This window comes from Haloferax sp. s1 (assembly GCF_058382125.1).
This window is the reverse complement of record NZ_JBZRPK010000656.1, coordinates 1-12,284: the sequence shown is the minus strand read 5'-3', so window position 1 is coordinate 12,284 and position 12,284 is coordinate 1. Positions and strand designations below refer to the sequence as shown.

Sequence of the window (12,284 nt, the reverse complement as noted above, 5' to 3'; positions counted from 1 at the left end):
GCGGCAACAACATCAGTTGGTGGCTGTGGCTCTCGAGGTGCGTCGGAATCGGCGAGTGCTTTGAGTGCGCGGCCGACGGCGACGGGGTCAGTCATACGTCGCCGTGGTCCCGTACTCGGATTTAAAGCTTCAGCGTGTAGAGTCGTTTCCGCGCGTCCGAAAACGAGAACCGAGAGTCGACAGCGCCTTCGTCTTCGAGACGTGAGAGGGCGTACCGAACGGTCCGCGGTGGGAGAAGCGACTCTTCGGCGATTTGGCTCTGGGTGAGCGTATCCTCGTAATCGAGTATCTTCGCGACTAATTTCGCGCTCGGGGGCATGTCTCGAACCGTCTCCCACCGGTCGTCAGACTGGGGTTCGGACTTGCGTTCGACTGCTTCGGTGGTGCTCATCGTACCAGACACCATGGAATGCTATTAGATAATATTTACTATCCGAATTTATTACTGGTAGGAATTTATGTGACGCACGTCAGACTCGCCATCCCCCGTGGAGACGCTTCATAGGCGGTGAATCCCTCACACACCCGAAGCCTCTTATGAACCTACACCCTATCCCGGATGATGACCGACACTGTGGACGACGTCGACCTTCCATATGATAAGGATTCGGCGTCGCAGCAGGAGAAGATTACCGCCCTTCAAGAGCGGCTCGAAGTTCTCGAAACACAAAACGAGGAGATGCGCGACAAACTCCTCGACACGAACGCCGAGAACAACAAGTATCAGCAGAAGCTTGAGCGGCTTACCCACGAAAACAAGAAGCTCAAGCAGTCGCCGCTTTTCGTTGCGACGGTTCAGGAAATCACCGACGAGGGGGTCATCATCAAGCAACACGGTAACAACCAAGAGGCCCTCACCGAGGTGACAGACGAGATGCGCGAGGAGTTAGAACCCGACGCGCGTGTCGCCGTGAACAACTCGCTTTCTATCGTGAAGCGACTCGACAAGGAGACCGACGTCCGGGCACGTGTCATGCAGGTCGAACACAGCCCCGAGGTCACCTACGAGGATATCGGCGGACTCGAAGAACAGATGCAAGAGGTCCGAGAGACCGTCGAGATGCCGCTCGACCGTCCCGAGATGTTCGAGAAGGTGGGTATCGACCCACCGTCCGGCGTGCTTCTCTACGGCCCGCCGGGGACCGGGAAGACGATGCTCGCGAAGGCCGTCGCCAACCAGACGAACGCTTCGTTCATCAAGATGGCTGGCTCCGAACTGGTGCACAAGTTCATCGGTGAGGGCGCGAAACTCGTCCGCGACCTGTTCGAGGTCGCCCGCGAGAACGAACCCGCCGTCATCTTCATCGACGAAATCGACGCCATCGCGTCCAAACGGACCGACTCGAAGACCTCCGGCGACGCCGAGGTCCAGCGGACCATGATGCAACTGCTCGCCGAGATGGACGGCTTCGACGAACGCGGGAACATCCGCATTATCGCGGCGACCAACCGCTTCGACATGCTCGACCCCGCTATCCTTCGTCCCGGCCGGTTCGACCGCCTCATCGAGGTGCCCAAGCCGAACGCGGACGGCCGCGAAATCATCTTCAAGATTCACACGCGGAAGATGAACGTCTCCGACGACGTGGACTTCGTGGAACTCGCCGAGATGGCCGAAAACGCCTCCGGTGCCGACATCAAGGCAATCTGTACGGAAGCCGGGATGTTCGCCATCCGCGACGACCGCACGGAGATTTACATGCAGGACTTCCTCGACGCTTGGGAGAAGATTCAGCAGGAAGCAGCGGACGAGACGGACATCTCACGCGCCTTCGCATAACGCGAGCAGTTCCGCTTTCGTCGTCGATTCGACCCCCAATTTCGTTTTTTAACCGACTTGAATCGCGAGTGACGACGCGTGAAATTCGGCTGGACTACGCGGAGAACGCGAGATACGGCAGGACGAACAACACGACGAACATTGCCACGAGGATGAGACCGTAGCTGACGAGCGTCGCGGCCGCGGTCAACCACGCTTCACGCCGACCGGGGAGTTCGAGCACAGACATGCTCGTTCGCTCGCAGTCGTGGATGATAAATCGTTGGTCTTCTACACAATGGGTTTCGGAGTAGCACCGAATCGTCGGCCGTAACCCGAACGACTGAAACCGACTGGGTCGAACCCGGAGGTATGGGCACGCCACTCGACACTCGTGAGGCGCAAGCCGAGGAGGTCCTCGACCGTCTGTACGAGGAGTATCCCGATACGACCATCTCACTAAACTACTCGAACCGACTCGAACTCCTCATCGCCGTAATGCTCTCCGCGCAGTGCACCGACGAGCGCGTCAACAAGGTTACAGCGGAGTTGTTCGAGAAGTACGATGACGCCGAAGACTACGCGAACGCCGAACAAGAGGCGTTGGCCGAGGATATCAACTCCATCACCTACTACAACAACAAGGCGAAGTACATTCGAAGCGCGTGTTCCGATATTATCGAGAAACACGACGGCGAGGTGCCGGACACCATGTCCGAACTCACCGATCTCGCCGGTGTCGGTCGAAAGACCGCAAACGTCGTCCTCCAACACGGTCACGACATCGTCGAAGGCATCGTCGTGGACACACACGTCCAGCGACTCTCGCGCCGACTCGGCCTGACGGAAGAGGAGTCCCCCAAGCGAATCGAGACGGACCTCATGCCCGTCGTCCCCGAGATGGACTGGCAGCAGCTCACCCATCTGTTCATCAGTCACGGTCGCGCTGTCTGTAGCGCGCGTAACCCCGACTGCGACGTCTGCGTACTCGAAGACATCTGTCCGTCCTCGAAACTCGAACACCAAGTCGACCTCGCCAGCGGCGAGGCGTGGTGAAGACACGCGTACGCTCCTGTCTTATTCTCGCGCATCCCCACGCTGTTCGGACGCTCATCACGTACCGAGACACGACTCAGACCAGAATGTAGCCCGTCACGTACCGGTACACGCCGAGAAGCCACGCGAGAATCCAGAAGATAACGTATCCGAACACACCAACCCGAAGTCGACCGCGCCACGCACCCATGTTTTCGTGGAGGTCGTCGAGTGATACGTCTTGGTCCGGGTCGTGATACAGATTCGCGTTCCATTTGGCTTGGAAGATACGGACGATACCCGTGAGCGCGAGCACGAGCATCGCGTACGCCTGCAACCCGAGGATTGCGTGAAGTGCGCTGACCCCGCCCAGTTGCTCGAACAGTCGGGGAATCATCCACGTGACGACGGGAATCGTATTCAACACGAGACCGGGGAAGATTATCTTGAGGTGGTAGACGAGCACGTCCCACGACACGATTTCGGTGTCGATCATTATCCACGCGCCGTAGATGTAGAAGGGAAAGCTGGCCGTGACGGTAATCGCGGCGAGCGTGGCGAGGATTGTCTCGTCTGCCATCGCACGCCGTTAGGTCGCGGATGGCGTAAAGGGACCGATGCGCGCCGACACCGTTCGAGCGCCGGACCACTTCTGAGCCCATTCGAGTGACGAACTGCCACCAATCCCATTCGAGCGCTAGACCAACATCCCCGAGCAATTCGGGGTCGGAACACGTTTACCGGCGTGGTCCCTACAGCGTGGCGATGCCAGATTCGTCTTCCGCCCCGGCCGACGACACACCGTCCCCGGACGCGGATGCCGACGCTGCGGTGTCCGAGGACGAACTCGAGACTCTGCGGCAAGAAGTAGAGTCGAAGTACGACTTCGACAACTTCGGGCCGGCGGACATGGCGAAGATGACCGCCGAAGAGTGGGAAGCGGCGTTCGACCCGGATTCGTGGATTGTCGGCGAAGAACTGCTCGAACGGGTCGAGCAGGAGCTTCGCTACCGAATCGCAATTCGTGAGATCTTCGCCATTCTCGAACGTGTGACCGAGAACGGTAAGCAGCGCATCCTCGCGTACTCCGACGAGGGGTATGCAGTCGTCTACCCCGATGGGAGCGTCGAGGGTGAGGGAACCGTTCTGCGGGACGTGAAACCGACCGTCGCGCTCTGTTCGATGGACGACTTCGACGTGAACGACGCGCCGTCGACCGTCCGACTCCCTGCCCCCGACGAGGTTGCACAGGGGACCGGCGATTTCGGTAACTTGATGCTCCAGATCGTCGCGTTCGGGCAGGTAATCGGTGGAATCGCCCTCATCGCGTCGTGGCCGCTTCTCCCTAAACCGAAGACGATTATCGCGCCGGTCGCCGGTCTCGGCTTCCTCGTCATCGGTATTTTCCTCTTTGTCGTGGTAGCGAACGCTCGGCTCTCCGACCGCTTCCGGGCCGAGGAGTACCGCGACCGCCTCCGCGAAATCGGCGTCGAAGACGGCACGCGTCCGGAGTTCGTACCGACGTTTGACGGCGACGGGACGACAACGCCACTCGTCGAGGGTCCAGACGGTGAACCCCTCAGTTCTGAGGGGTAGTAATGGTCGTCGTCGGAGTGTGCAAAACCCCCTCCGTGACGGCATAGTCGGTGGGTTTAAGCGCATCCCATCCTGACGAACGACCGTATGAAAAGGCGGGAGTTTCTCCGAACGGCTGGCGGTGCGACAGCAGCCGCGACCGCTGCCGCCGGGACCGCCGCTGCGCAGGAAGGCGGCGGTGGAGCGCAGGTAAAACCCGACTTTGGTGGCTATCTCGACGGCGTCGATGGAGGTTACAAGGACCTCCGCGGCAACAAAGAGGTCACCGTCAAGGTGGGTGCCGCTGGCAACAGTGGTAACCTCGCGTTCTCACCGGCAGGCATCTGGATCGACCCCGGTACGACCGTAACGTGGGAATGGACTGGCGAAGGTGGCGGCCACAACGTCAAGATGGAAGAGGGCCCCGCGAGCCTCGACTCTGGTGCGCCCGTGAAGGAGGCTGGCACCACCTACGAGTACACCTTCGAAGAGGGTGACGCCGGCATCTCGAAGTACTACTGTTCCCCGCACCAGACGCTCGGCATGCTCGGCGCAGTCGCCGTCGGCGGCGATGTTGCGACCCTCGAAGTCGGCGGCGGTGGTGCAAAGGAACTCCACGAACTTGGCGTTCCGATTCAGGCCCACTGGGTCGGCTCGGCGACTATCCTCGGGATTCTCGTCACCATCATTTACACGTTCTTCATCCTGAAGTACGGCGAATCACCCAATACGGGTAACACTGGAGGTGGCGAATAATGTCCTCAACCGGAAGCACATACGGCGACATTCACCGATACGAACCGGCACGCGAGAGTACCGCGGCGGCCATTGCAATCGTCCTCCTGACGATTATCGAGGTCGTCTTCGTGTTCCTCTTCACCTACGGATTCGTCTCCGGGTGGGCGCTGACGGACACGGGTAACATGTTCCTCGGCGGCGTCCTCGCCGTCATCTTCGTGGACCTCGCGTTCATTCTCGCACTGTACCGCAAGGAGTTCCTCCCCGACGTCATGATCGTCAAAAAGCGGCGTCGCAAGTGGGAAGACCTCTACGTCCGCGAGGAAGACGTCGACGGTGTCTCCTTCGACGGCAGCGGCGGCGGTGCGTGGGAACAGGTCAAGCGCGCGGTGTACCCCTACTACAAGCGATAAACAATGAGTCTCGAACGCAAAGACGAATACGACCACAAGGCCTGGATGAAAAAGAAGGACCTCACACCTATCGAGGCAACCTTCCTTACCACGCTCATCTGGCTGGATAAGCGATTCCGCATCGTCGACTATCTCGAGCTTCTGGAGACGCTCTACTACCGAGTCAACCTTCAGATGCCGAAGAGTCACACCGAGCAGTACAACCTCGACAACAAGTTCTGGTACTGGTACCCACTGTACACACTCGGGTTGTTCTCTACGCTCGCGTACGTCGTTGCGGCGATAAGTGGGGCCCTTCTTGGGTTCTACTACTCCCCCGCAACGACCGGTGACCCGACCACAGCCTACAGCCAGATCGAGTTTATCATGCGCGACCTGCAGTTCGGCTTCATGCTCCGTTCCGTCCACCGCTGGGCGGCACAGGTCATGGTCGCAGCCGTGTTCCTGCACATGCTCCGTGTCTACTTCACGGGGTCGTACAAGGAACCCCGCGAGCTGAACTGGCTGCTCGGAATCGTTCTGATTAGCCTGACGATGGTGTTCGGGTACACGGGATACCTTCTCCCGTGGGACCAACTCGCCTTCTGGGCCGGTCAGATCGGTGTCGAGATGGCGCGGGCCGTCCCGCTTGCCGGGGAATGGGTCGCCCAGCTCCTGTTCGGCGGTTTCACGCTGAGTCAATCGACGCTCCAACGCATGTACATCATCCACGTGTTCCTGCTCCCGTTCGTCGTGACGACACTCATCGCAATCCACATCGGCATCGTGTGGGTGCAGGGCATTGCGGAGCCGCACTGAGGTGACACACATGAGCAACAACGAACCCGAAAACAAGGAGATTCGAACCGACGGCACGGGTATCGTAGCCCCGGACAACGAGACGCCCACGTGGAGCGAGCGTAAGGCTCGCAAGACGGGGCTGTCCCGGCTCACCTACGAGTACTTCGAGCGCGCACGTCGTGAAGATCAGGACCTCCGCACGGAGTCCGACTACGTGGAACGTGACGTACTGGCGTTCCCGACGTGGCCACACGAGACCGTCCGGAACCTCTCTATCGGCGCGTTCTTCGTCGGGATGATTCTGTTCCTCTCGGCGACGATGCCGCCGCACATCGGCGCACCAGCGAACCCGTCGAACACGCCGGAAATCATCCTTCCCGACTGGTATCTCTACTGGTCGTTCGGCCTGCTCAAGCTGAACTCGCTGAACCCCGAACTTGCCATCCTCGGCGGCCAGAAGCTGATGGCCGACCGGACGTACGGTGTGCTCGCAAACGGTGTGGTTGTCGGCGCAATCGCTATCGCCCCCTTCCTCAACAAGGGGTCCGCACGGCGTCCCGTCGAACAGCCGTTCTGGGCGGCCGTGGGTGTCTTCGGTGTGGTCTTCGCACTGACGCTCTCGCTGCTGGCAATTAAGAACCTCATGCCGATGAACGTCGACCTGCTGTTCGACCTGACGTTCCTCTTGCCGGTCGTCTTCGGCACCGTCACCTACGCGGTGCTCAAGACGATGCGCGAGGGCTACATGTACGACCTCAACCGCCGCTACTACCGGCTCCGTCCGCCGAAGTAGAGCGGAACCACTACCAATCGTCCCTTCTTAGGATAGCTAATGACAGATAGCGACGCGACCAGTCGAACTGGTGACGCCGACCAACCGCGACGGGGTCGGCGCGGCCGACGAGACATCGTCGTCCCCATGCGGCTCTACAAGACGATTACCGTCTTTTCGACACTTATCGCCGTCGTCAGCGTAGTTCTCGGATTCGTCTTCCTCGATGCCGCGACCCTGCAAGTGAGCGCCCTTCGGGCAGTCATCTCGAACGCGTTCAGCGCGCTCGGTCTCAGCATTTCGAATGGGCTCTTGAGTACGGGGCTTGCGGTCGTCGGGTTGGCAGTCATCGCATTCGGGACGTTCGTGTACATCCTCGGGACTCGCTTCCGCGCCCAAGGAATGGGAAAGTCTCAAGAGGACTCCGGTGAAGATTCGAACAATGGCTGACGAATTCATCAAGGGGCTGGGCATCCTATCCGGTTCCGGCCTCGCGTGGATGGTGCTCGCGTCGTGGTACCGGACGGGCAGCTTCGAGAGTACGAAGCAGCTCATTGAGCCGCTGTCATCCGGAGCGAGCGAGGGAATCTTCAACCAGATGGCCGTTGCCCTGATGGACGTGTTTCTCTGGTTCGCAATCCTCGGTGCACTCACCTTCTGGATTCTCATTCCGGCAGGCCGTCAGGTAATGTCGGCACTGGAAGAACGGCGTAACGCGCAGTAACACTCGCGCACGCTCTCTCTTCTCGTTTCGGTACGTGACCAGTAAAATACCCCCCACGATAGTGGCTACTTCGGCAGCCCCGTTCCGAATCGGATTGGAAAAACTCTAATGAGTCTCGCTCCGACGGTCCTGTATGCAACCACTACAGTTCCTCGTCCCGCTTGACCAGTTGTTGGCGGTCGAACCGGTCATTGCGCACGTTGCACTCGCGTTCGTGCTCGCGAACTTCGCGACACGCTTCCTCGCCCACCGGGCACACGTCCAACAGGCAGCGAAAGATGGTGACGAAGCAGTCTCACGGTACATCCCACACATCCTGACGACGGTTGGACTCGTCTTGGCTTCGTTCCTGTTCCTGCTCGTTGAACCGCACGGCGGCATGGTGCTTTCCGTGCTGGTCATCGGACTGTTCGTCACCGACTTCTTCGAGTTCGAAGCGCGCAAGGTCGAAGCCCGGAACGGCCGCTCGCTGGACCGACCGAACGGCTCGCTCGCCGCGTCGGTTCTCGTGTTCCTGTACGCCGCGTACCAGAGCCTCTTCTTCGTTATCGCGGACGTCTGGAACGCCGTCATCTAAGACGGCCTCGACGCTCCATCTTCTCAGCGCCGCCCCCGAGATAGACTCGAAACTACCACGAGGGACACGTCTTTTGACAGTGCCGAGTACCGCGGCTCACTGGGAGTATCGACATGAAACGCGGCAGTAGCGAACGAAGGACGGTAGAATCCGACTTATCCGAGGAGCAGCGGCACCGTGTCGTCTCGTTCGACGACGACGGACTCGAAGGGGGCAACTTCGCGAGCGACTTCGGTATCGACGACGAGTGAGACCGGTGCGTCGTCACGTTCGACCGTGAGACGGAGTGGCGGCTGGAAGACCCACGAATCGTTCTGGGTCGCGTACGGCGAGACGGGGACGACGGCTACGCCAGCGTCTGGTCCCACGACCGCTCCGCCTGTTGCTCGCGCGTAGCCGGAACTCCCGAGCGGTGTTGCGACGACAACGCCGTCAGCGCGGAACTCGTCGACAGGCGTCCACACGTCATCTGTATCGTCATCGTCAGATACAACCGTGCTGTCGTCGACGCTGTCGTCGTCCACCCCGGCCGAGAAGGGAACGGCTGTGCTCGCATGAGCGACACCGTACTCGGAGATGTGCGCCGGTTCGCTCGTGACGAGCATCGCATCGAAGAGCGCGCGCCCGGCGTGGTCGCCTTCGACACGAACCGAGAGTGTCGGGTAGTCGACGACACGTCCCTCGCCCGCAAGAATCGGAGCGAGGTGCGCTTCGAGTCGCCGGTGCGGAACCGACCACGGCATCCCGCAGTCGACGGGCAAGACCGGGCAGTCCCAGGTCGAATCGAGCGCGATTGCCGAAACCGACGCTTCGCCGACTGCGACAACGGCATCGGCGTCTTCGGCGTCATCCAGCGGGACAACCGTCGCTCCGGCGTCTCGAACCGCGGTGCCGACTGACTCGTCACCGACGACCGCGAATTTCATCGTCGTCCACCTCCGGAGAGCCCCCGTAGCATCGTGCCATGCTACGCCGCCCCGAATAAAAGCACTCGTGGTTCGCGTCTGAAGACAGGAACCGACTCAGAAGGGCCAGTCGCCGGTGACTTTCATCCCCTCGGCCTTATCTTCGGCTTCGAGCGCCGCTGCGATGTCGTTGGGGTCGGCGTGTGGAACCTCGCGGTCGGCGCGTGCGAGTTCGACGGTGAGTTCCGTCAGCAGGATAGCCTGCTCGCGGAGCGTCCGTGATTCGAGTTTCTCGATGGTGTCGGCGTGGGTGTGGCCCCACCCGCGGCCGCGACCCTCTTTCTCGCTACCGACCATGTACGCGGGGATGCCGTAGGCGACGAACGACCAGTGGTCGCTGTGCGGGAGTTGCTCGGGAATCGTCGAGATGTCGTGGTCGAACCGCTCAGAGACGGTCTCTGCGGCGTCTTCGAGTTCGTCGAAGCCGTGGGTATGAAGCTTCAGCGTCCGCCCGGCGACGACGCCGTCGTTGTTGACGATAGCCTTCACGTTCGAGCGGTCTGGACCCAGTCGGTCGGCCTCGTATTCGGAGCCGACGAGACCGACTTCCTCCGCGCCGAAGCAGACGAACCGGACGCGCGTTTCGAGTTCGCCTTCGCGGGCGGCGAGTGCGCGGGCGAGTTCGACGACCATCGCGGTGCCCGCGCCGTTGTCCATCGCACCCTCGGCGATGTCGTGGGCGTCGAGGTGGCTTGTGACGAGCACTTCCTCGTCGGTGTCGGGACCGAGTTCGGCGTGGACGTTACCGCTGTCGGCGGCGGGTGCCTCACAGGTTACGTCGAGCGTCACTTCGTCGCCTTCGAACCGGCGGCCGAGTCGTGCGCCGACTTCCTTGCTCACGCCGACTGCGGGGATGTCTCCGATGGGCGCTTCGGCGGTGCCGACGCTCCCCGTCGGCGGGAGTTGACCGGGGACGTGGTTGGCGAAGACGAATCCTGCCGCACCGGCCTCGACTGCGTAGTAGTACTTCTCGCGGCGGTGGATGAACCGGTCGTAGTGGTCCGGAACGGTCGATGAGACGACGACGACCTTCCCCGAGAGGTCGCGGTCGAAGTCCTCGGGAAGTCCATACCCGAGGTCGACCAGTTCGCCAGAGGCGGTTCCGGCGGGGCTGCGCGGCAGTGCGATACAGTCCTGCGTCGTATCGTGGGCGTAGATGGCGCTGTTGCCGCGCTCCCAGCCCTGAATCTCGAAGGGGTCGATTCGGGCGTTACGCGCGCCGACGCGTTCGAGCGCGTCACGCGTTGCTTCCAGTGCCTCGCGTTCGCCGGGTGACCCAGCCATCCGATTGCCGATATCGACCAGCGTCTCAAGGTGCTCCCAACCAACCTCACTCGTGAACGTGTCACCAATCCAGTCGCTCATAGTGATTCGTCTCCCGATGCGGTGGTAATAATTGCGGTGACGGAAGGTGCGACCGGCTGACGGCGAGGGTATGACGCCTTGGTACGGCAGTCGCCCTCGTTCGGCAGGTTCAAGGCCTATCTATCACGTACATTCGTTCATGAAGGACGTACGAATCGCCGGGGTTGGACTAACTAAGTTCGGGAATCTCCCCGACCGGACCGGCCGCGACCTGTTCGCCGAGGCGGCCCTCGCCGCCCGTGAGGATGCTGGCGTCTCTCGGGACGACTACGAGAGAATCTACTACGGCAACTTCATGGGTGAACTCGCAGAGCAACAGGGCCACCAAGGTCCAGTCATGGCCGAAGCCGCAGGGCTTGAATGTCCCGCAACTCGGTTCGAACAAGCCTGTGCTTCGGCCGGTGTCGCCTTCCGACAGGCCGTCCAGACGATTCGAAGCGGCGGTGCGGACGTGGTCCTCGCCGGTGGGATGGAACGGATGAACAACCTCGGAACGGCCAAAGTGACGCAGTCACTCGCCATCGCCGCCGACGAACTGTTCGAGGTCCGCGCGGGCGTCACATTCCCCGGCGCGTACGCGCTCATGGCACGCGCCTACTTCAACGAGTTCGGCGGGGACACCGAAGACCTCGCCCACATCGCGGTGAAGAATCACGCCAACGCGATGCCCAACGAGTACGCGCAGTTCCACCGCGAGATTACCCTCGACGACGCGATGGAAAGCGCCGTCGTCGCCGACCCGCTGCGCCTCTACGACGCCTGTCCCATCACCGACGGTGCGAGCGCTATCGTCCTCGTCAGCGACGACTACGCCGAGGAGCACGGTCTCGACGCGCCTGTTACCGTCACCGGGACGGGACAAGGAGGCGACAAGGCAGCTCTACAAGACCGTAAATACCTCGCCCGGACGCCCGCGGCGACGAAAGCCGCCGACGAGGCCTATGCAGACGCCGGGATTTCGCCGGACGACGTCGACGTGGCCGAAGTCCACGACTGCTTTACTATCGCCGAGGTGCTGGCGCTCGAATCGCTCGGCCTCTACGAACACGGCGAGGGCATCGGTGCGGCCGCCCGTGGTGAGACAACCCGTGACGGCGACCTCCCCGTGAACCTCTCGGGCGGACTCAAGGCGAAGGGCCACCCGGTCGGTGCGACGGGAACCGCACAACTCGTCGAGATGACGAAGCTCCTGCGCGGTGACCACGCGAACAGCGACGCCGTCTCGGACGCCCAAATCGGCATCACCCACAACGCGGGCGGAACCGTTTCAAGTGCTGTCGTCCACGTCCTGGAGGTGATGGACTGATGGCGAACACCGGATACGACGAGTGGATGGTCGCTATCGGAGACGGTGAGGGATACTATCTCGGTTGTCCCGACGGCCACGGGTCGCTGCCGCCGCGGCGAACCTGTCCGCACTGCGGCGCATCCGAACTAACCGAAGAACCGCTCCCGGAGACGGGCGAAGTCGTCACCTTCACCGAGGTGCACGTCCCCGCGCCGAACTTCGCTGACGAAGCCCCGTACGTGACAGCCGTCGTCTCGTTCGGTGCTGTCAAACTCACCGGCGTCGTCCGCGAC

At 61.4% G+C, this 12,284-nt stretch carries 17 protein-coding genes; 12 read left to right on the top strand and 5 right to left on the bottom strand.

The genetic code is table 11. From position 1 onward, the window contains the following. Positions 1-121 precede the first annotated feature (121 nt). Complete coding sequence (locus tag QT222_RS15290) at positions 122-391, bottom strand: MarR family transcriptional regulator (RefSeq protein WP_004057410.1); 270 nt, start codon at positions 389-391, stop codon at positions 122-124. A 171-nt stretch (positions 392-562) separates the two neighbouring features. Here QT222_RS15290 and pan1 point away from each other — a divergent pair, with 171 nt between their 5' ends. Further along, positions 563-1,780, top strand: a complete 1,218-nt coding sequence (pan1, locus tag QT222_RS15285) for a proteasome-activating nucleotidase Pan1 (RefSeq protein WP_491477661.1) — start codon at positions 563-565, stop codon at positions 1,778-1,780. A 94-nt stretch (positions 1,781-1,874) separates the two neighbouring features. Here the strand turns inward: pan1 and QT222_RS15280 are convergent, their stop codons facing one another. After that, complete coding sequence (locus QT222_RS15280; protein ID WP_004057412.1) at positions 1,875-2,009, bottom strand: hypothetical protein; 135 nt, start codon at positions 2,007-2,009, stop codon at positions 1,875-1,877. A 122-nt stretch (positions 2,010-2,131) separates the two neighbouring features. On the opposite strand from QT222_RS15280, the gene nth reads away from it, so the two are divergent. After that, entirely contained in the window at positions 2,132-2,815 is a 684-nt protein-coding gene (gene nth / locus QT222_RS15275; RefSeq protein WP_004057413.1) for an endonuclease III, read from the top strand. Between the two features lie 76 nt (positions 2,816-2,891). On the opposite strand, the gene QT222_RS15270 is transcribed toward nth, so the two are convergent. Beyond that, a complete protein-coding gene (locus QT222_RS15270; RefSeq protein ID WP_004057414.1) occupies positions 2,892-3,374 on the bottom strand; it encodes a DUF7321 family protein in 483 nt (160 codons plus the stop codon). A gap of 185 nt (positions 3,375-3,559) precedes the next feature. On the opposite strand from QT222_RS15270, the gene QT222_RS15265 reads away from it, so the two are divergent. The 8 genes from QT222_RS15265 to QT222_RS15230 all read left to right on the top strand — a co-directional run bounded on the left by QT222_RS15265 (position 3,560) and on the right by QT222_RS15230 (position 8,373). Further along, positions 3,560-4,390: a DUF7319 domain-containing protein gene (locus tag QT222_RS15265; RefSeq protein WP_491477660.1), complete on the top strand. Its 831-nt coding sequence runs from the start codon at positions 3,560-3,562 to the stop codon at positions 4,388-4,390. Between the two features lie 87 nt (positions 4,391-4,477). After that, positions 4,478-5,125, top strand: coding sequence for a halocyanin domain-containing protein (locus tag QT222_RS15260; protein WP_004057416.1), 648 nt, complete (start codon positions 4,478-4,480; stop codon positions 5,123-5,125). Next, positions 5,125-5,520, top strand: coding sequence for a DUF7318 family protein (locus QT222_RS15255; RefSeq protein WP_004057417.1), 396 nt, complete (start codon positions 5,125-5,127; stop codon positions 5,518-5,520). Before QT222_RS15260 ends, QT222_RS15255 begins: the two co-directional genes overlap by 1 nt. Before the next feature lie 3 nt (positions 5,521-5,523). Then, the gene (locus QT222_RS15250; RefSeq protein ID WP_004057418.1) at positions 5,524-6,318 is read left to right on the top strand and encodes a cytochrome b; all 795 of its coding nucleotides are present in this window, start codon (positions 5,524-5,526) and stop codon (positions 6,316-6,318) included. A 10-nt stretch (positions 6,319-6,328) separates the two neighbouring features. Further along, complete coding sequence (locus tag QT222_RS15245) at positions 6,329-7,093, top strand: cytochrome b family protein (RefSeq protein WP_004057419.1); 765 nt, start codon at positions 6,329-6,331, stop codon at positions 7,091-7,093. A gap of 39 nt (positions 7,094-7,132) precedes the next feature. Next, positions 7,133-7,522, top strand: a complete 390-nt coding sequence (locus QT222_RS15240; protein WP_004057420.1) for a DUF7315 family membrane protein — start codon at positions 7,133-7,135, stop codon at positions 7,520-7,522. After that, complete coding sequence (locus QT222_RS15235) at positions 7,515-7,796, top strand: DUF7314 family protein (RefSeq protein WP_004057421.1); 282 nt, start codon at positions 7,515-7,517, stop codon at positions 7,794-7,796. Before QT222_RS15240 ends, QT222_RS15235 begins: the two co-directional genes overlap by 8 nt. A 133-nt stretch (positions 7,797-7,929) precedes the next feature. Beyond that, complete coding sequence (locus QT222_RS15230; RefSeq protein ID WP_004057422.1) at positions 7,930-8,373, top strand: DUF7313 family protein; 444 nt, start codon at positions 7,930-7,932, stop codon at positions 8,371-8,373. 155 nt (positions 8,374-8,528) lie between these two features. On the opposite strand, the gene QT222_RS15225 is transcribed toward QT222_RS15230, so the two are convergent. Then, complete coding sequence (locus tag QT222_RS15225) at positions 8,529-9,299, bottom strand: NAD(+)/NADH kinase (RefSeq protein WP_491477659.1); 771 nt, start codon at positions 9,297-9,299, stop codon at positions 8,529-8,531. Between the two features lie 96 nt (positions 9,300-9,395). Continuing rightward, positions 9,396-10,703, bottom strand: a complete 1,308-nt coding sequence (locus QT222_RS15220; protein ID WP_004057424.1) for a M28 family peptidase — start codon at positions 10,701-10,703, stop codon at positions 9,396-9,398. A 139-nt stretch (positions 10,704-10,842) separates the two neighbouring features. On the opposite strand from QT222_RS15220, the gene QT222_RS15215 reads away from it, so the two are divergent. Then, a complete protein-coding gene (locus QT222_RS15215) occupies positions 10,843-12,009 on the top strand; it encodes a thiolase domain-containing protein (protein ID WP_004057425.1) in 1,167 nt (388 codons plus the stop codon). Further along, on the top strand, positions 12,009-12,284 hold a 276-nt coding region (locus QT222_RS15210), incomplete at its 3' end, for a Zn-ribbon domain-containing OB-fold protein (protein WP_491477658.1). The genes QT222_RS15215 and QT222_RS15210, both read left to right, overlap by 1 nt.